The sequence below is a fragment of the Galbibacter marinus genome, assembly GCF_000300875.1.
GTDB classification, from domain to species: domain Bacteria; phylum Bacteroidota; class Bacteroidia; order Flavobacteriales; family Flavobacteriaceae; genus Galbibacter; species Galbibacter marinus.
Genome location: NZ_AMSG01000038.1, coordinates 1 through 18,771, shown reverse-complemented (window position 1 = coordinate 18,771; position 18,771 = coordinate 1). Strand labels below are relative to the sequence as shown.

At 36.7% G+C, this 18,771-nt stretch carries 19 protein-coding genes and 1 riboswitch; of the genes, 15 read left to right on the top strand and 4 right to left on the bottom strand.

The window, feature by feature from the left end; genetic code table 11:
* Positions 1–990: 990 nt before the first annotated feature.
* Both I215_RS14905 and I215_RS14900 read left to right on the top strand, forming a co-directional pair.
* A complete protein-coding gene (locus I215_RS14905) occupies positions 991–2,217 on the top strand; it encodes a site-specific integrase (protein WP_008992822.1) in 1,227 nt (408 codons plus the stop codon).
* Positions 2,218–2,382: 165 nt separating this feature from the next.
* Positions 2,383–3,336 carry an aldose epimerase family protein gene (locus I215_RS14900; protein WP_008992821.1) on the top strand — a complete coding sequence of 318 codons (954 nt, stop codon included), beginning with the start codon at positions 2,383–2,385 and terminating at the stop codon, positions 3,334–3,336.
* A gap of 93 nt (positions 3,337–3,429) precedes the next feature.
* Here the strand turns inward: I215_RS14900 and I215_RS14895 are convergent, their stop codons facing one another.
* Entirely contained in the window at positions 3,430–3,855 is a 426-nt protein-coding gene (locus I215_RS14895) for an organic hydroperoxide resistance protein (RefSeq protein WP_008992820.1), read from the bottom strand.
* Between the two features lie 93 nt (positions 3,856–3,948).
* Between I215_RS14895 and meaB the strand changes: the two genes are divergently transcribed.
* The 5 genes from meaB to I215_RS14870 all read left to right on the top strand — a co-directional run bounded on the left by meaB (position 3,949) and on the right by I215_RS14870 (position 8,741).
* A complete protein-coding gene (gene meaB, locus I215_RS14890; RefSeq protein WP_008992819.1) occupies positions 3,949–5,028 on the top strand; it encodes a methylmalonyl Co-A mutase-associated GTPase MeaB in 1,080 nt (359 codons plus the stop codon).
* A 67-nt stretch (positions 5,029–5,095) separates the two neighbouring features.
* Positions 5,096–5,809, top strand: coding sequence for a glycosyltransferase family 2 protein (locus tag I215_RS14885; RefSeq protein WP_008992818.1), 714 nt, complete (start codon positions 5,096–5,098; stop codon positions 5,807–5,809).
* Positions 5,809–6,432, top strand: coding sequence for a lipid-A-disaccharide synthase N-terminal domain-containing protein (locus tag I215_RS14880; RefSeq protein ID WP_040460598.1), 624 nt, complete (start codon positions 5,809–5,811; stop codon positions 6,430–6,432). The genes I215_RS14885 and I215_RS14880 overlap by 1 nt, the downstream gene beginning before the upstream one ends.
* Positions 6,425–8,068 (top strand): ArnT family glycosyltransferase, encoded by a 1,644-nt coding sequence (locus I215_RS14875; RefSeq protein WP_008992816.1) that lies wholly within the window; start codon positions 6,425–6,427, stop codon positions 8,066–8,068. Before I215_RS14880 ends, I215_RS14875 begins: the two co-directional genes overlap by 8 nt.
* Entirely contained in the window at positions 8,055–8,741 is a 687-nt protein-coding gene (locus tag I215_RS14870) for a hypothetical protein (protein ID WP_008992815.1), read from the top strand. The genes I215_RS14875 and I215_RS14870 overlap by 14 nt, the downstream gene beginning before the upstream one ends.
* 65 nt (positions 8,742–8,806) lie before the next feature.
* On the opposite strand, the gene I215_RS14865 is transcribed toward I215_RS14870, so the two are convergent.
* On the bottom strand, positions 8,807–9,439 hold the full coding sequence (locus I215_RS14865; RefSeq protein ID WP_008992814.1) for a 7-carboxy-7-deazaguanine synthase QueE: 633 nt from the start codon (positions 9,437–9,439) through the stop codon (positions 8,807–8,809).
* Between the two features lie 234 nt (positions 9,440–9,673).
* Here I215_RS14865 and I215_RS14860 point away from each other — a divergent pair, with 234 nt between their 5' ends.
* The 8 genes from I215_RS14860 (at position 9,674) to thiH (ending at position 17,536) form a co-directional block, all read left to right on the top strand.
* Positions 9,674–11,188, top strand: a complete 1,515-nt coding sequence (locus I215_RS14860) for a helicase HerA-like domain-containing protein (RefSeq protein WP_008992813.1) — start codon at positions 9,674–9,676, stop codon at positions 11,186–11,188.
* 164 nt (positions 11,189–11,352) lie between these two features.
* Positions 11,353–11,449, top strand: a riboswitch (TPP riboswitch).
* Positions 11,450–11,545: 96 nt separating this feature from the next.
* Positions 11,546–11,749 carry a sulfur carrier protein ThiS gene (gene thiS, locus I215_RS14850; RefSeq protein WP_008992812.1) on the top strand — a complete coding sequence of 68 codons (204 nt, stop codon included), beginning with the start codon at positions 11,546–11,548 and terminating at the stop codon, positions 11,747–11,749.
* Positions 11,750–11,797: 48 nt separating this feature from the next.
* On the top strand, positions 11,798–13,654 hold the full coding sequence (gene thiC, locus I215_RS14845; protein ID WP_008992811.1) for a phosphomethylpyrimidine synthase ThiC: 1,857 nt from the start codon (positions 11,798–11,800) through the stop codon (positions 13,652–13,654).
* Positions 13,655–13,696: 42 nt separating this feature from the next.
* On the top strand, positions 13,697–14,272 hold the full coding sequence (locus tag I215_RS14840) for a thiamine phosphate synthase (protein ID WP_008992810.1): 576 nt from the start codon (positions 13,697–13,699) through the stop codon (positions 14,270–14,272).
* Positions 14,265–15,014, top strand: a complete 750-nt coding sequence (locus tag I215_RS14835) for a bifunctional hydroxymethylpyrimidine kinase/phosphomethylpyrimidine kinase (protein WP_008992809.1) — start codon at positions 14,265–14,267, stop codon at positions 15,012–15,014. The genes I215_RS14840 and I215_RS14835 overlap by 8 nt, the downstream gene beginning before the upstream one ends.
* Positions 15,015–15,023: 9 nt before the next feature.
* A complete protein-coding gene (gene thiE / locus I215_RS14830; protein ID WP_008992808.1) occupies positions 15,024–15,671 on the top strand; it encodes a thiamine phosphate synthase in 648 nt (215 codons plus the stop codon).
* A complete protein-coding gene (locus tag I215_RS14825) occupies positions 15,661–16,434 on the top strand; it encodes a thiazole synthase (RefSeq protein WP_008992807.1) in 774 nt (257 codons plus the stop codon). Before thiE ends, I215_RS14825 begins: the two co-directional genes overlap by 11 nt.
* On the top strand, positions 16,427–17,536 hold the full coding sequence (gene thiH / locus I215_RS14820; protein WP_008992806.1) for a 2-iminoacetate synthase ThiH: 1,110 nt from the start codon (positions 16,427–16,429) through the stop codon (positions 17,534–17,536). The genes I215_RS14825 and thiH overlap by 8 nt, the downstream gene beginning before the upstream one ends.
* 69 nt (positions 17,537–17,605) lie before the next feature.
* Here thiH and I215_RS14815 read toward each other — a convergent pair whose 3' ends face one another.
* Both I215_RS14815 and I215_RS16710 read right to left on the bottom strand, forming a co-directional pair.
* Positions 17,606–18,499 carry an NmrA family NAD(P)-binding protein gene (locus I215_RS14815; RefSeq protein WP_008992805.1) on the bottom strand — a complete coding sequence of 298 codons (894 nt, stop codon included), beginning with the start codon at positions 18,497–18,499 and terminating at the stop codon, positions 17,606–17,608.
* 177 nt (positions 18,500–18,676) lie between these two features.
* Positions 18,677–18,771 (bottom strand): transposase (locus I215_RS16710; protein WP_040460591.1); only part of this gene is annotated, 95 nt, incomplete at its 5' end.

Here is an 18,771-nt window from a genome sequence, read left to right as displayed (position 1 = left end):
TGCGCAGCGTTTTGGGCTTGTAATTCTTGGTCATTCATCGTGCGCTAAGGCACGAAAACACTGAGGTTTTACCTACTTTTGAAATAAGTTTTTATATCTTTTTTGACGTTTTATTTCCTTGAACTGTATCCCTTCAATTAGCATTACTAGTTAAATTGCGAGAATGATTACTAGAATAAGATATAAATGAAATTTTCCGTAACTCCGTGTGGATACATATCCTGAGAAAACGATAAGCAATAATATAAAGATAAATGGACTTTTGATCCCTCCACTATATAAACATACTACAAGTGCCCCAATAAGACCTAAAGATGTACTGATGACATAAGAGGTGTGTAAATTTCTATGTTTAGCAAATAGTAAGCTATTGATTAGACTCAGGATGCTATAGGTAATTAAGGTGTGTGGTATAACTTTTTTAATATCTAAGAAGAAATAGAAAATTAAAGCGAAGCAAATCATTGTCACCGAAGCGAAATAATTCATTTTTACAATAAGGTCTATTTTCTCCTTATGTCTTTCAGAATAAAATATAGGTCTTTTGTTCATTGGATTACCATGCAGACAACAGTGAAGTTTGTTTTAAACTATGGTTTGTAATAAATGAAGAGTTGGGAGAAAGGGGGGTGGGGTCTTTATATTTAAAACTTTAGTCGGTTAACTTCAAGATCTACTATTATTTTACAGTTCACATATTGTTAGGTTAAAGTTATCCATTTTTTCCATAAAAAAGATTATTAAAAAGCAAAGATAAGCAAAACGGCTAAACTCGTTATTATACAATGCTTTATAAAATTGTAGTCGTGAACTGGAACTCCGTGTCTGTATGATTTTAGGCTTAAATTGACAAGGTTAGGTTACTAAATCATTACTGATTAAGGTCGGTAATGATATTATTTAACAGGTTATATTTCAGTATTTTGCACCCTTTTTTATATTCCCTTGTAACTCAATGTAATTTAATTTTAATCATTAAACATTTGAGTTATGCAACAGACAAAAAAATCGACGTACAAACTCCTTTTCTACTTAAAAAGGAATGAGCTGAAAAAGAACGGTAATGCCCCGATTATGGCACGTATTACCATTGATGGAACACCCAAAACAATGGGTACAAAGTTAGAAATTGACCCCAATATTTGGGATTTAAAGTTCGGGAGAGTTGAGGGAAAGAGTACCAAAGCATTAAGTCTTAATCAAAAATTAGACAACATTTGTGGGCGTATCGACCAGATTTATGAAGATATGCTGAAACATGAGGGGTTTGCCACTGCACAAAAACTGAAACTCGCATTTCTCGGTGTTGGCGTTATGGAAGATTCTTTGCTTAAAGTATTCAAAAAGAACAATGAAGATTTTGGAAAAATGGTAGCAAAAGGAGAACGCTCCGAAAGCACCTATTATAAATACAAAATCGTTTATAACCACGTTGCTGAATTTATAAAAAACAGGTATCATCGTGATGATATGGCTTTTCGGGAATTGACTTGTGATTTTATTAGAGAATTTGATTTCTTTCTTAGAATAGACAAAGAATGCTCACATAATACTGTTTGGGTCTATACAATGCCACTTTACCGGGTTGCAGAATTAGCGGTCAAAAATGGGCTAATCAGAAAAAACCCTTTTGAAGATTACGAAATCTCCATGAAGGAAAATGATCGCAGTTACTTACTAAAGGAACAAGTCGAAGCCCTTTTAATGCATAGCCCTTCAAAAAGCTATTACGAACTTGTAAAGGATCTTTTTGTATTCAGCTGTTTTACGGGCTTATCCTACATAGATATCAAACAACTTAAAAACACTAACATACAGTCCTTTTTTGATGGACATGACTGGATTATAAGCCGAAGACAAAAATCTGATGTTACTTCGAATGTAAGACTGATGGAAATACCCAAACGAATTATTGAAAAATATAAAAACACTACCCGAAATGATTTTATTTTTCCCGTTCCTACAAACAAAGTTTGCAACAGTTATATAGACAAACTCATTCAGGAATTAGGGATTGTTACTGAGCAAAAAGTAACCTTTCACACTACAAGACACACATTTGGAACAATGTTCTTAACTGAAGGCGTACCACTTGAAAGCCTTAGTAAAATGATGGGGCATAAAAATATTTCTACTACACAAATTTATGCCAAGATTACCAGTCAGAAAATCAGCAAGGACTTAGTAGGATTCAACATCTCTAAGAATCTAAAATAAGTTAATACACCTCATTTAGGTAATTAAGATTTATTAATGCGAGAGGTTCTAATATTTTTAGAACTTCTCACATTAATTTAAAATTAAACTTTATAGGTTTATTTGAAATTTTCTCTTTTTCTATTTTGTACTTTCGTGCTTTGAACTTTCTACAAGCAATATCAAATGAGAACACATACGATTTCAAATAAACATCTAAAGCTCACTACTATAGATTATGGCGCAACCATTCATCAATTAATTTTCAAGGACCATCTTGGAAATGATGTCAATGTGGTGATGAGTTATAAAGACCTAAATAGCTACATTCATAACGCACCTTACCTTGGTGCTTCTGTGGGACGTTACGCTGGAAGAATCGACCCTAAGGGCTTTACTATTGGTCAAAAACATTATCCAGTATATACAGAAAATCAGGTTCACCTTCATGGAGGAAAGGAAGGTTTTTCCTTTAAGACATGGAAACTTGTCGAAGTGACCCAAGGAGAAAATCCGCATATTACCTATTCCTATTTTAGTAAAGATATGGAGGAAGGTTACCCTGGAAACCTAGAAGTATTTTGTACCTATACCTTAATGGATAATGCGTTGCAAATAACCTATAAGGCTAAAACTGATAAGGACACTGTAATTAATTTAACCAACCATAATTACTATAATTTAAACGGAAATGGCTCTGTATCAGATCATGAACTTACTTTACATGCAGATCAGATTTTAGATAAAGATCAAACGGCTATACCTAATGGGAAATTTAACCAAGTCAAGGGAACCCATTTTGATTTTAGAAACACTACTCTACTTCAAAAGCAATTGGAGATCGGAGAAATTGATGATACATATGTGGTAAAGCAAAATAACCCTTTAGCTATTTTGTACTCCCCAAAAAACAAAATACAAATGGTGGTGCGATCGAATCAACCAGCTGTGGTGATATATACCCCACCTACCCTAAATGAGAAGTTACTTCTTAACCAGCCCGTGTCAGAATACCCTGCAATATGTTTTGAAACTCAAAACTTTCCTGATGCGCCAAATCATCCAGAATTCCCATCTTCGGTACTAAAAAGCGAAGAAGTATATACCAATGAGAGTTTGTTTGAGTTCAGCATTAAATAATCCAGTTCTAAGATAAAAACACAGCAAGACCTTGCGATCTTGAGATTATAAGGTCTTGCTGTTTTATAATTCAAGTGACTTTGTGAGCCTTTTTTAAACCATTAAATTCAAGGTTACATCTACATTATCAGCGGTTGCTCTAGAGTACGGGCAAACTTCATGCGCTTGGTTGATGAGTTTCTCCCCTACTTCATTTTCAACCCCTGGCAAGGTAACATCAAGAGTCACTTCCAAGAGAAACCCTCCCAATTCGGGATGTTTTCCAATACCCACGGTTGCTTGAACTTTGAAGTCATCACCAAGATAAACATCATTTTCCTTGGCTACAAATTGTAGTGCGCTTCCAAAGCAAGCAGAATAACCCGCAGCAAATAATTGTTCTGGATTCGTATATTCTCCTCCTTTGCCACCTAAGCCTGTAGGAAGTTCTAAATCCATATCGATGATGCCATCATCGCTTTTCACATGTCCTGATCTACCGCCAGTTGTTGTGGCTACTGCTTGATATAATGCCTTCATTTTTAAAAATTTATTTGATTATTTCCTGTAAGTTACCTTTATTCCTACAAAGTATATACATTTTAAATATTAAATTTGCTATAAAATTTAACCTTGGCAAAAAAACCATTAAAAGATTCATCTAAAGAACAAACACCGAAAAATCCGTTAATTCCAAAGACGAGATCCTCGGTGGTCAAACAGTTTAAATCCAGGCGAAAACCTGAATTTGATGTGGATGACTTGTGTGACTCTTTATTAAAAGGAAATATTACAGCCCTTAGTAGAGCCATTACTCTTATTGAAAGTACTAAACCAGAGCATAGACCACTTGCTCATGACCTATTACAACGATGCCTTCCTTATAGTAACACCTCAAAGAGAATAGGTATAACTGGAGTTCCAGGTGTTGGAAAAAGTAGTTTTATAGAAGCATTCGGGTCTCTTGTGGCCTCACCATCTAACAAAGTTGCGGTATTAGCTGTGGATCCCAGTAGTTCTATATCCAAAGGCAGTGTACTTGGCGATAAAACACGTATGCAAGAACTAGCAAGGCATCCAGATGTATTTATTCGTCCTTCAGCAGCGGGTAGCACCTTAGGTGGAGTTGCAAGAAAAACACGTGAAACAATCCTTTTATGCGAAGCTTTTGGTTTTCAAACCATCATTGTCGAAACCGTCGGAGTAGGACAAAGTGAAACCGTTGTACATAGTATGGTTGACTTTTTCTTAGTTCTAAAACTGTCTGGAGCAGGAGACGAGCTCCAAGGTATTAAAAGAGGCATTATTGAGCTGGCGGATTCCATTGTTATCAACAAGGCGGATGGTGACAATTTACAAAGGGCAAAAATTGCTAAAAGTGAGTTTAGTAGGGCGATAAAACTCTTTCCCCCAAAAGAAAACGGATGGAAACCAAAAGTACTACTTACCTCAGCAATAGAAAACAAAGGTATTGTAGAGGTGCGTGAGCTTATAGATTCTTATATCGAAACCTCTAAGAAAAATCACAGCTTTGATAAAAAGCGACAGGACCAAAATAAATTCTGGTTATACCAATCCATCGAAGAACATCTCAAAGAAAACTTTTATCAAAATCCAGAAATACAAAAAGCATTACAACTTCAACTAAAAGCCATTGAGGATCATAAAATCACCCCTTTTGCAGCTGCACAACATTTAATTTCCTTACTTTAGTTATACTTAACTACTTAAAATGGTATTATTATAGTATCCTTTTAAGTAAGATAACTAAAAAATCAATATGGAATTTGAGCTTACCATTGTTGTTCCCGTATACAATGAACAAGACAATTTACCTCGAGTAGTCTCTACATTTATCACTTATTTTGAGACCGCTCCTCTTTCAACGAAGTTACTGTTTGTAAATGATGGATCATCAGATAATAGCCAAAAGATTATCGAAGAGATCTGTAATGATGATCAGAGGTTTGAATACATTACATTTAAACAAAACCAGGGATTAAGTGCTGCTATAAAAGCAGGGTTTGACACAGTTCAAACACCTCTTTTAGGCTATATCGATGCAGACCTACAAACCAATCCAGAAGATTTTAATAAACTATTAGAATACCGCGATCAATACCAGCTCATAACTGGTGTCCGAGCCGAGAGAAAAGATTCCTTTTTCAAAAACTTCATGTCAAAAATTGCCAATGTGATTCGACGTTCTTTTACTAAGGATGGTATGGACGATACAGGTTGTCCGTTAAAAATTATACATACGGATTATGCCAAAAGGATCCCCATGTTTAAAGGATTGCATCGATTTCTACCTGCAATGATTTTACTGCAAAAAGGAAAAGTGATTCAAGTTCCAATTCGTCATTACCCCAGAATAGCGGGTAAAGCAAATTTCGGGTTATGGAACCGTCTTTTAGGACCGCTAATGGATTGCTTTGCTTATTTATGGATGAAAAGGAAATACATTAATTACACCATCGTTAAGAAAGGATGATTGACAATTGGATTATATACTCCATAGGTTTTCTTGCGCAACTACTGTTTTCAGCGCGCCTATTGCACCAGTGGTTAAGTTCTGAAAAACTTAAAAAAGTTAGCACTCCCACGCTGTTTTGGATTTTTAGTCTGGTTGCTTCTTTTTTACTTTTTACCTACGGTTGGTTAAGGAATGATTTTGCAATCATGCTCGGACAATCCCTTTCTTACTTTATTTATATTAGAAACCTTCAATTACAAGGCAAATGGAAAGAGGCTCCAAAAGCACTTCGTTTATTTTTAATCCTGTTTCCGGTTTTTATTATTGTCTATGGATATAACAATAACAATTATGACCTTAAGGCGTTATTTGATAATGATAATATCCCATTGTGGTTATTGTTATTAGGGGTGGTTGCTCAAATTATATTTACCCTTCGATTTGTCTACCAATGGGCCTATTCAGAACACAAAAAGATATCGTGTTTACCAAAAGGATTTTGGCAGTTAAGTTTAGTTGGTGCGCTGTTAATTTTGGTTTATGCAATTTTTCGTAGAGATCCCGTTCTTTTTGTCGGTCACACCTTTGGAAGCGTTATATATATGAGAAATTTACTTATCCTAAAAAATCAAAATGAATAAGTTTATCGAAAAATATCCCATCGCGATCATTATTCTTGTCTGCATAGGAATCTTCCTTTTTAACTTGGATGTCATCTATGTCAATATCATGGAGGCTAGAAACTTTATTTCCGCACGTGAGATGCTCCTCAATGAAAACTGGCTACTTCCGACGATGAATGATGTAGCCCGCTATGAAAAACCTCCACTTCCGACTTGGCTCACTGCCTTAAGTGCCTATTTATTTGGAGTTCACAATCTATGGGCATTGCGATTACCTGCTGCGCTTATTTGCATTGTTTTAATTCTTGCCTATTACAAGCTTGTTATAGAATTTTTTAAAAAAAAGAATCTCGCATTTTATACTGCACTGATATTAGCGACCTCCTTTTACATCATTTTCTCAGGACGAAATGGACAATGGGATATCTTCGCTCATGGATTTATGGTCTTAAGTATTTTCTTTTTGCTTAGGATGCTACACCAGTCTAACAAAAGGGTACTTTATGCTTTGGGAAGTGGAGTGTTTTTTGGATGTGCTTTTTTAAGTAAAGGACCCGTATCGCCTTATGCTTTATGGCTTCCCTTTATCATTGCTTATCTAGCAACTTATAAAAAACGACTCTCCAAAAGACATATTCTCCCAATGTTACTTACCCTAATAATTGGTCTATGTGTTGGGCTATCTTGGTATGGCTATGTTCGAATTGAAGATCCAGCAAATTACTTAAAAATCACAGAAGAAGAGACTGGAAATTGGTCCAGTTATAACATTCGTCCTTTCTATTACTATTGGAGTTTCTTTACCCAAAGTGGCATTTGGACTATACCCTCATTTATAGCCCTTCTCTATCCTTACCTGAAAAACAAAGTAAGTGACCCCAAAGCATATACCTTTTCCTTTATATGGACTATATCTTCGGTAGTACTTCTATCGATAATTCCAGAGAAAAAATCACGGTACCTACTTCCTGTTCTAATACCAATGGCTTTAAATACGGCATTTTATATAGAGTATCTTATTGCAAGAATTAAGAATCTCAAAAGATCCGAAAAACTACCTGTATATTTTAATTTTGGCCTAATTGGATTTATTGGTATTTCATTTCCAACTGCTGGTTTTCTCTATTTTAGGGACAATTTGAAAGGCTTTTATGCCAACTTCACTCTGTGTGCTGTACTACTTTTCTTAAGTGGATTACTTATCCTTATAGCCCTTAAAAAACAACAAATTAAAAAAGTTTTTCTACTGACTATTGCATTTACATGGGTGATTCTAACTGCTGGTTTTCCATTGACAAAAGCCTTATATATCAATCCAAACTTCAATAATATTAGTAACTTAAAACCTGATGTTAAGTTATATTCTTATGGGGAGGTCACCCCAGAGTCCTTATGGCATTTAGGGTATTCGGTACCAGATATTATTTACAGCGGACCACTTGAAACTCCACAAGAAAATAGATTCGGAATTTTGGTTACCCCTGAGAATACATCTGAATTTAAACGTATATTTGCCACAGAGTATCATATAGAACTAGCAGATACTTTTGATATAAATTATACTGCGAGCCCTCAGCATTCCGCGTATAAGGATCGGTTAATAACATATTATTTTATACTTGAAAAAAAACAAAATAACCATGACAATCAATAGAACTGAAAAATTAGGTTATACATTTTTAGCAGTCATTTTTGCTTTAAGTCTCTATTTAGGCTTTACAGACGACACTTACTTCAATGATGTTTTTGCAGCTGAAGATAATGCTGTAGAGTGGGCAACGGCGATTATGCTATTATGTGTTAGTATACTTTGTGTTTTTCGGTTATTCACCCTTTCCAAAGAAAAATCGGCTACTTGGAAATTAGGCGTATGTGCATTTGCCTTGATTTTCTTTTTCGGTGCTGGAGAAGAAATTTCTTGGGGACAACGTGTTTTTAATATTGAATCCAGTGCCTTCTTTATGGAGAATAATGCACAAAAAGAGACCAACCTACACAATTTAGTTGTCAGTGGTAAAAAGGTAAATAAAATAGTATTTAGCCAATTACTAATGGTTGCTATGGTAGTGTACCTGATTATAGTTCCAATTCTATACCGCAAAATGGACTGGGTTAAAAGGTTAATGCAAACCTTCGCTGTGCCAGTGGTTCAGTGGCATCAAACCATCGCTTTTTTGGTTTCAACCTTAATCGTTACAATAATTCCTCCAAGTAGAAAATGGGAAGTTTATGAACTGGCTTTTGGTGTTGTTTTCTTTCTAATTTTCTTATTCCCTTTAAACGCTTATATATTCCAAAAAGGGAAGCTTGAAAAGGACAACAACTAAAAATGTTGTTCTCCACCTTATTGGTTAGGCATCCAGTGGTATTGGAATGGTTCTAAAAATTACTACTAAGGTATATTCAGGTATTTATGAGTCTGAAGTGACACTTTCCATTTAGGGTGCTGCATAACGTAATCCACAATCATCGGAATTACCTTATCGCGTTTACTCCATTCGGGTTGTAAGTATAGGATGCAATTTTCATTGACCTTTGCTGCTTGTTCTTCAGCAAATTTTAAATCGTGTTGATTGAAAACAATAACCTTTAATTCATGGGCTTTTTTATAAATTTCTTCTGTAGGAAGTTTTAACTTTTTAGGGGATAAACAGATCCAATCCCACTGACCAGTTAAGGGGTAAGCACCGGAGGTCTCAATGTGTATTTTCAAACCTCTCTTTTTCAACTCAGAGGTGATAAAGCTCATATCCCACGTAAGGGGTTCTCCACCGGTAATTACGATAGTATCAGAATATTTAGCCGCATTATCAACAATTTGCTTTACATCAGTGGGTGGATGAGTCGCTGCATTCCAGCTTTCTTTAACATCACACCAGTGGCACCCAACATCACAACCACCTACTCGTATAAAATATGCCGCTGTCCCCTTGTGGAAACCTTCTCCTTGAATGGTATAAAACTCTTCCATTAGCGGAAGCATTTCTCCTGCATTTACCTTGGCTAATATCCCTTCTTCTATCATGCTGCAAAGATACGTTTTCCATTTTTAATTTGATACGGCCTGTTGCTTAGAATTTTAAGTAGCATTTCAATAAAGAAGTATTCCCCCCATCAAAGAGATCAGAGTATCTTAGGACAATAGGTACTTAAAAACCCTACAAAGACACTAGTTTACTCTGGTTTTAAAACATTAAAACCTAAATTCTTTATTACTTTTTGAGATTTTCGTCTATTTTAGTGTAAATTTTTAGATACAATGGCTGATAAAGACGCTTTTATTACATCAATTGAAGCAGGATACAAGACTAAAGGAGATTATATTACTATGGGTAGTGCCATGTTGGAAGGCGAAACACTAACCAATGCTTTAGTAAAAATTCCCCTTAAAACTTTAAACCGACACGGTTTAATAGCAGGAGCAACTGGTACAGGAAAAACAAAGACTTTGCAAATATTAGCAGAGAACCTTTCCGATAAAGGGATTCCTGTGCTTCTAATGGACCTCAAAGGGGATTTAAGTGGACTAGCTCAGCCTGGTGATCAAAACGCTGGAATTGATGAGCGTCATACAAAAATTGGCTTTCCATATCAAGCTAAGAAATTCCCTTTAGAAATACTTACTCTCTCAGAGCAAGGAGGTGTTCGTCTAAGAGCAACGGTGTCTGAGTTTGGTCCTATATTACTTTCTCGAATTTTAGATCTCACTGAAACCCAACAAGGTATCGTGGCCGTGATTTTCAAATACTGTGATGACAATAAGCTTCCACTTTTAGATTTAAAAGATTTTAAAAAGATCCTTCAATACGCCACAGATCAAGGAAAGGAAGAATTTCAAAAATCCTACGGTAGAGTTTCAACAGCATCAACAGGGGCTATATTGCGTAAAATAATACAGCTTGAACAACAAGGTGCAGATTTGTTCTTTGGTGAAACTTCTTTTGATGTCAATGATTTGACAAGAATTGATAATCAAGGCAGAGGAATTATAAACGTGATTCGTTTAACGGATATTCAAGATAGGCCTAAGCTTTTCTCTACTTTTATGATGAGTCTATTAGCAGAGGTATACGACACCTTCCCAGAGCAGGGTGATAGCGATCGTCCCGAACTGATTATTTTTATAGATGAGGCACACTTAATTTTTAATGAAGCTTCTGATGCATTATTAGACCAGATTGAAAGTATCGTTAAGTTAATTCGTTCCAAGGGAATTGGAGTCTATTTTGTAACTCAAAATCCAACAGATATTCCAAATGCTGTACTTTCTCAGTTGGGACTAAAAATACAACATGCTCTTCGAGCCTTTACCGCCAAGGACAGGAAGGCTATAAAATTAACGGCTGAGAATTATCCTATATCAGAATATTATGACACAGCCGAGGTCCTAACTTCTCTAGGGATAGGAGAAGCTCTTATCACTGCTTTGGATGAAAAAGGCCGCCCTACTCCCCTTGCAGCCACTATGTTGAGAGCTCCAATGAGTAGAATGGATATTCTTAATGATCAAGAATTAGAAGAACTATTAAACAATTCACAACTAAGTCAGAAGTACAATGAAATTGTTGATCGTGAAAGCGCCTATGAGATTTTAACAAAGAAAATTGAAATCTCGCAACGTGAAGAAGTACAAAAACAAGCTAAAGAAGAGCAAAGCAAACAAAGAAGGACTTCTAGTAGAAAAAGTACACGAATGAATCCAGTAGTTAAAGTGCTTACTTCAGCTACCTTCATTAGAGGCGTTATGGGAATTTTAAAGAAAGTCATGCGTTAAAAAATGTCCCAATTAATATGCTATGGAATAACGTGCTGAATTTATTTCGTGCAACATATAAGAGCATTATCACAAGTTTATTACTTAATTTTAAGCAAACAACTCAATAGAGCCACTTCCTGCAAAGAATTTGGTTATCAATAATATTACTGTTACATTTGGTCCGTAAACTTTAGGGGTGCCAATTTGGTTTGGCTGAGAAATTACCCTTTGAACCTGATTCAGGCTAGTACCTGCGAAGGAAAAAGTTCGAAAATTCCATTGTAAATATAGCACACAAATAACGCTATATTATATACGATAAACTTTTCTTCGGGATCCATCCCTTTTGTTTACAGCTATTAAAATCAAAACGATATGATAACTGTGAACGTAAACAATCAAAATCACTTTTTCAGTCAACCTGTAGGGCTATTAGAATTACTTGAACATCTCGATGTTGAGAATTCTGGAATTGCTGTAGCTATTAACAATCAAGTCATTTCTAAAACCTTATGGTCGGAAACAGTACTTGAAAACGGAAGTCAGGTTTTAATCATCCAAGCAGCTCAAGGCGGGTGATCCTTTTGTTGGTTTCACAACTAAACACGAATTAAATAAAATTTTATTATGAAAGAACAACTTACACCCTCAAGTCAAGGAATTAGCAGAGAGCCTTTTCCAAATTCAAAAAAGGTGTACCTAAAAGGTCAACTACACAAAGGGATTAAAGTTCCGATGAGAAAGATTAGTTTGGAAGATAGTATTGATCATTTTAACAACTCCAGAACACCCAATGAGCCAGTACTGATTTATGACACAAGTGGACCATATACAGATCCATCTCAAGAGATTGATATCCATCTAGGATTACCTCCCATTAGACAATCATGGGTTGCAGCACGTGAGGATGTAGAACTCCTTGGTAATTTGTCCTCTAACTATGGTAAAGAACGTGCTGAAGATCAAAAATTGCAATCCCTTAGATTTAAGAATATCCGCAAACCACTAAAGGCAAAAGCAGGGAAAAATGTGACTCAATTACATTATGCTAGAAAAGGGGTTATAACACCAGAAATGGAGTTTATTGCTATTCGTGAAAACCAAAAATATCAAGATGCTATAGAGATTCGTAGACAACATCCGGGAGAGGATTTCGGTGCAAATATTCCAAAACAAATCACTCCAGAATTTGTAAGAGATGAGGTTGCAAAAGGACGCGCAGTGATCCCTAATAACATCAACCACCCTGAGAGCGAACCCATGATTATAGGGAGAAATTTCCTAGTTAAAATCAACGCGAACATTGGAAATTCAGCAGTGAGCTCTTCCATAGAAGAAGAGGTAGAAAAAGCAGTGTGGGCGTGTCGATGGGGAGCGGACACCATAATGGATTTATCTACGGGTAAAAACATTCATGAAACTAGAGAATGGATCCTAAGAAATTCTCCTGTTCCAATTGGTACAGTGCCAATTTACCAAGCTTTGGAAAAGGTAAATGGAAAAGCAGAAAATTTAAGTTGGGAAATTTTCAAAGACACCCTCATTGAACAGGCCGAACAAGGTGTAGATTACTTTACCATCCACGCTGGTGTTCGTCTTAAATATGTTCCTCACACGGCCAAAAGACTCACTGGAATTGTCTCTAGAGGTGGTTCCATTATGGCAAAATGGTGCCTGGCTCATCACCAGGAAAACTTTTTATATACCCACTTTGAGGAAATTTGTAAAATCATGAAATCCTATGATGTCGCTTTCTCCCTTGGTGATGGACTACGGCCTGGTAGCATAGCCGATGCAAATGATTACGCCCAGTTTGCTGAATTAGAAACCCTCGGGGAGCTAACTAAAATTGCCTCCAAGCATGATGTACAATGCATCATTGAGGGACCAGGTCATATACCCATGCATATGATAAAGGAAAACATGGATAAACAACTAAAAGAATGCAACCAAGCCCCTTTTTATACCTTAGGTCCACTTACAACCGACATAGCCCCAGGATATGATCATATAACAAGTGGAATTGGTGCCGCGATGATTGGTTGGTATGGTTGTGCCATGTTGTGTTATGTCACGCCGAAGGAACACCTTGGACTTCCCAATAAAGAAGATGTAAAGCAAGGAGTTATTACCTATAAAATTGCAGCACATGCAGCCGATTTAGCAAAAGGACATCCAGGAGCACAACATAGAGATAATGCCATGAGTAAAGCACGCTTCGAATTTCGTTGGAACGATCAGTTTAACCTTGCCCTGGATCCCGATACCGCTAGAGCTTATCACGATGAGACCTTACCGTCGGAGAACGCCAAAGTAGCTCATTTTTGTTCTATGTGTGGTCCTAATTTCTGTTCGATGAAAATCACTCAGGATGTTAGACAATATGCAAAAGAAAACAATATGGATAGCGAAGATGCTATTATCAAGGGGATGCAAGAAAAATCAGAAGAATTTAAGGCGCAAGGCGGAGAGGTTTATCTCTAAAGTTAAAATTAACTGATCAAATCCCCCTAAAGTAATTATCCGATGTTTTTACTAATTACAGCTCAAAATAATGTGGAAGATGAAACGCGTATCCTTGAACAAGCTACTGCTTTTGACAACTGCTTTATACATGTTAGAAAGCCTGATTTTACCTTAGAACAGATGCAACAATGGCTTAATCAATTTTCGAATAGAACCATTCAAAAGATGGTGTTGCATCAGCACCACCATCTTTGCGCAGACTTTCCTTTAAAAGGAATCCATTTTAAGGAATCCGAGAAAAATAATGTCGGGAAGGTAGAAAGGCCATCTGAATTGACCATCTCTGCTGCCTTTCACGATCCTTTTCAGGCATGTTGGCAAAGCCGCTATAATTATGCTGTACTGAGTCCTGTTTTTGATTCCATTTCAAAAACACACCTTAAGGGAAAGAGTTTTCAAATTCGAAATTCCTTTAATCCCATCATTGCTTTGGGAGGAATAACGACCAAAAATATGAAAGTTGCTTGCGACCTTGGATATAATGGGATCGCCGTTTTGGGAAGTGTGTGGCTAAGTAACGAGCCATTAAGGGCCTTTAAAGACATTGTAAAAACCTATCAAAAAGTTTATGGATAAACCCACAGTTTTAGTTATTGCAGGATTTGACCCCAGCGGCGGAGCAGGAATTATCGCAGATGCCAAAACCCTTGAAACAATAGGAGTTCAGGGGATTTTTGTGCAGAGTTGTAATACCATCCAAAGCGCAACAAAATTCTGTGAATGCTATTGGATAGAAGAAGAAATTATTTGGCAACAACTTGAGCTTCTACTTAAGCACTATACACCCAAGGTAGTTAAAATTGGAGTTATTAAAAACCTCGATTTTCTAAACCAAATATTAGAGGTGCTAAAAGTAAAACTTCCCAAGGTTAAAATTATCTGGGATCCAATTATACAATCATCAAGTGGATATTGTTTTCAAACCGAGAAGCATTTTAAAAAGATCCCAACTAGTTGTCTTACTAAGATCGATTTAATCACGCCTAATTTTAATGAAATATCTGCTTTTACATTGGATGATGATTATAAAAAGACAGTAGAGGACATATCAGCTTATTGCAGTATCTACTTAAAAGGTGGCCATAGAAAGGAAGTGGGAGTAGATGAGCTTTATCAGCCAAATAAACCAAAGATAGTGTACTTCCCAAGGGTAAAAGATTGTAATGAAAAACATGGTAGCGGCTGCGTTCTTTCCTCTGCCATTGCCGCTTATTACGCCACTTTCGAAAAGTGGGAAGAGAGCTGTGAATTAGCAAAGACATATGTAGAACGTTATTTGGCCTCTACTCCTACCCTTTTGGGATCACATTTGAAATAAATAAATTCAATGAAACAACCTAAAATATATTATATAAGCCAGGGTTCAACACCAGAGCAACATCTAGAGCATATTAAAAAAATGGTAGATGCTGGCTCCATTTGGGTACAATTGCGATTAAAAAATACACCGAAGAAACTTCACCTTCAAACGGCTCTAAGAGCCCAAGAATATTGCAAAGATAGAAAGGTGAACTTAATCATTAATGATAATGTTGAAATTGCAAAAATAGTAGATGCCGCTGGAGTACACCTAGGTAAGCAAGACCAAGATCCCGTCTTAGCTAGAAAAATTCTAGGCAATGATAAAATAATAGGTGGAACAGCGAACACCTGGGAAGATTGCAAGAGTCTAATAGATAAGGAAGTAGATTATATTGGGTTAGGGCCTTTTAGATTTACAACTACAAAAAAAAACCTAAGTCCCACCCTAGGTATCGCCCCCTATTACACTATTATTCAAAAGATGCACAAACAATCCTATAACATTCCTATAGTGGCCATTGGTGGAATCACCCTAACAGATATTGCAGCATTGCAAAAAGCAGGTGTATGGGGTATTGCCCTCTCTGGATATCTACACCAGCAACCCAATATCCATCAAGCCATTAAAGAGATTAAAGAAACGTTTAAATCACCACAATTTTATGAATACTAAATTAACTATAGCTGGAAAATCCTTCCGTTCTCGATTGTTAATTGGAACTGGTAAGTTTTCCTCATCACAGGTGATGCAAGAGACCGTTCTTGCTAGCGAAAGTCAACTAGTGACTGTTGCCCTAAAGAGAGTGGACCTGAAGAATGAACAACACTCAATTTTACAAGGACTTGATCATGATCAAATTTCACTTTTGCCAAACACCTCTGGGGTACGAAACGCTGAAGAAGCGGTTTTTGCCGCACAGCTGGCGCGAGAGGCCTTAGGCACAAATTGGGTGAAAGTAGAAATACATCCAGATGCCAAATACCTATTACCGGATCCTATCGAAACCTTAAAGGCTTGTGAGAAGCTGGTCAAATTAGGTTTTGTTGTGATGCCCTATATTCATGCGGATCCAGTGCTCTGTAAACGTTTAGAAGATGTAGGCGCACAATGTGTTATGCCACTAGGAGCTCCCATAGGAACAAATAAAGGACTTAAAACACTAGACTTTCTCGAAATTATCATTCAACAAAGTACGGTACCTGTTATCGTAGATGCTGGAATTGGAAGTCCTTCACATGCCTGCCAGGCCATGGAAATTGGAGCAGATGCAGTACTAGTCAATACCGCTATTGCTATCTCAAAAAACCCTATTCAAATGGCGAAGGCCTTTAAAATAGCTGTAGAAGCTGGAACAATGGCCTACAATGCTAAACTTGCGAAAACAACAAATACACCACAGGCTAGTAGCCCTCTAACTCACTTTCTTTATGAATAATTTCAGTTCGATATTAAGCCAATACAATTGGGATCATCAATGGGAAAACATCCAGCAAAAGACCCCCTTTGAAGTGCAGATGGCTCTAGAGGCTAAAAAACCTAGCCTTGAAGACTTCAAAGCCTTAATCTCACCAGCAGCACAAGGGTATTTAGAGCAGATGGCCCAAAAAAGCAGAACCCTTACTAAGAATCGTTTTGGCAATACCATGCAGATGTATGCACCGATGTACCTTAGCAATGAATGTCAAAATATCTGTACTTATTGTGGATTTAGCCTTACCAATAAAATACCAAGACGTACACTCACTGATAAAGAAATACTTCAGGAAGCAGAGTTTTTAAAACACAAAGGCTATCAACATATTTTACTTGTTACTGGAGAGGCCAACCAGCATGTAGGTGTTCATTATTTAAACAATGCCATTTCTCTTCTTAAGCCCTATTTTACAAATATCTCCATGGAAGTACAGCCTTTGGACCAAGAGGATTATGAAATACTCATACCCCAAGGACTTTACGCAACACTAGTCTATCAAGAGACTTACCATCGAGAAACATACAAGACACATCATCCCAAAGGAAAAAAATCAAATTTTGATTACCGCCTACATACTCCAGATCGTCTTGCAAAAGCTGGGATTCATAAAATAGGTATTGGAGCACTTTTGGGGCTGGAAGATTGGCGTGTTGATAGCTTTTTTACAGCGCTGCATTTAAATTACCTACAAAGGAGGTACTGGAAAACTAGATATTCGATTTCCTTCCCAAGATTACGCCCCTTTAGTGGAGGTATTGACCCAAAGGTTGAAATGACAGATGCCGATCTTTTACAACTTATATGTGCCTACCGAATAGTGTTTGAAGATATAGAATTATCTATTTCTACAAGAGAGCATGCGAAATTTAGAGATCAGTTAGTTCATTTAGGTATTACTTCCATGAGCGCAGAATCAAAAACAAATCCTGGAGGTTATGTTGTTGATCCACAATCTCTGGAACAGTTCGATATCTCTGATGAGCGTAGTACAGAGACTATCGCACAAATGCTAAGAAATAGTGGAATTCAGCCGGTTTGGAAAGATTGGGAACAGATGATATGATTCAATGAAAAACAAGGGAACTTTTTACTGTTCAGTTAGAGTTTCCCTTGCTATTGGATTTAGATCCGCCTACTGCGTATCAAAAGCGTTTTTAAAAACACTTGTAAATTCTTCAATGGATGTTGGCGTGGTGTTTTCTTTATTTCGGGTATAGTAGCTTGGAACATCCCCTTGATTAATGCGCTGGGTAAATTCATAGAATTTCTCAGCAGCGCTTTTACTTACCCCCATTTGGGCCATCCTAGATAGAAAATCATCTTCACTAACTTGCTTGTATTTCAAATTAGGGATTCCAATAGCCTTTCCATAAATTTCAGCAATCTCATTATACGAAAGATCCCGCTCGCCTAGGACATATTCAACACTTTTACCTTTAAAATCCAGTGTTTGTAAATTGGTATAAGCAGCTTGAGATATATCTTTAGCCGCAACAAGAGCAAACTTCTGATCACCTTTTTCTGGCCCAGTCATAATACCATTATTTTTAATGGATGGTGTTTGTGTCAAGGTATTTTCCATAAAATATGTTGCTCTTAGATGTTTTACATTAATATTGGGAATCTCATTAAAGAGTTTTTCCATTTTATGTAGTCCTAAAATTACTCCAGTTCCTTTGTCCAAGTGTGCTCCAACACTACTGAGTGTGACAACAAATTTAATACCCTGATTTTCTATCGCATTTTTAATCGCTGTGGCATGAGCTACTTGATTTTCCGTGTACTCCTCTGCTTGCATGTCGATGGGAAGTACTACGTAGGCAGCATCTGCACCAGCAAATGCTCCATTTAAAAAGTTTTCATTTAAGTTGTCCCCAGTAAATACCTCAGCTCCTTTTTGTTTTAATCCTTCTGCTCGATCTGAATTACGGCATACAACCCTTACTTTATTTCCACTTTCTAATAATTTCATTGCAAGTGTTTTTCCAGTTTTTCCGGTTCCTCCAGTAATAACGTATGTACTCATGACTTTTTTTACAAAGTTAAAAGTTTTTAGTGTAATTTCTCAATAAATCAACATATCGTGTTATGATGGTGAGAATCTAAGAAATGATCCATTTTAACCAAGAATAGCATGTGAATTTATAAATCGGAGCGTAAAACCCATTGATCGCTTTAGCGTGAATGGGATGTAAGTGACATACTACCCTTTGGAGAGTATGTATTGACGTATTGTATCAGGTGATGCTTCATCAATAGAACAAACCAAGTAACCATCTGACCAGAAAGTACGCTTGC

Excerpts from the sequence above, each read along its gene's own strand:
- thiE (WP_008992808.1), top strand. The coding sequence starts at position 15,024 with ATGAAACAACCTAAAATATATTATATAAGCCAGGGTTCAACACCAGAG.
- I215_RS14860 (WP_008992813.1), top strand. The coding sequence starts at position 9,674 with ATGGCTGATAAAGACGCTTTTATTACATCAATTGAAGCAGGATACAAG.
- I215_RS14875 (WP_008992816.1), top strand. The coding sequence starts at position 6,425 with ATGAATAAGTTTATCGAAAAATATCCCATCGCGATCATTATTCTTGTC.
- thiH (WP_008992806.1), top strand. The coding sequence starts at position 16,427 with ATGAATAATTTCAGTTCGATATTAAGCCAATACAATTGGGATCATCAA.
- thiC (WP_008992811.1), top strand. The coding sequence starts at position 11,798 with ATGAAAGAACAACTTACACCCTCAAGTCAAGGAATTAGCAGAGAGCCT.
- I215_RS14825 (WP_008992807.1), top strand. The coding sequence starts at position 15,661 with ATGAATACTAAATTAACTATAGCTGGAAAATCCTTCCGTTCTCGATTG.
- I215_RS14865 (WP_008992814.1), bottom strand. The coding sequence starts at position 9,439 with ATGATAGAAGAAGGGATATTAGCCAAGGTAAATGCAGGAGAAATGCTT.
- thiS (WP_008992812.1), top strand. The coding sequence starts at position 11,546 with ATGATAACTGTGAACGTAAACAATCAAAATCACTTTTTCAGTCAACCT.
- I215_RS14815 (WP_008992805.1), bottom strand. The coding sequence starts at position 18,499 with ATGAGTACATACGTTATTACTGGAGGAACCGGAAAAACTGGAAAAACA.
- I215_RS14885 (WP_008992818.1), top strand. The coding sequence starts at position 5,096 with ATGGAATTTGAGCTTACCATTGTTGTTCCCGTATACAATGAACAAGAC.
- I215_RS14870 (WP_008992815.1), top strand. The coding sequence starts at position 8,055 with ATGACAATCAATAGAACTGAAAAATTAGGTTATACATTTTTAGCAGTC.
- I215_RS14905 (WP_008992822.1), top strand. The coding sequence starts at position 991 with ATGCAACAGACAAAAAAATCGACGTACAAACTCCTTTTCTACTTAAAA.
- I215_RS14895 (WP_008992820.1), bottom strand. The coding sequence starts at position 3,855 with ATGAAGGCATTATATCAAGCAGTAGCCACAACAACTGGCGGTAGATCA.
- I215_RS14900 (WP_008992821.1), top strand. The coding sequence starts at position 2,383 with ATGAGAACACATACGATTTCAAATAAACATCTAAAGCTCACTACTATA.
- I215_RS14835 (WP_008992809.1), top strand. The coding sequence starts at position 14,265 with ATGGATAAACCCACAGTTTTAGTTATTGCAGGATTTGACCCCAGCGGC.
- I215_RS14840 (WP_008992810.1), top strand. The coding sequence starts at position 13,697 with ATGTTTTTACTAATTACAGCTCAAAATAATGTGGAAGATGAAACGCGT.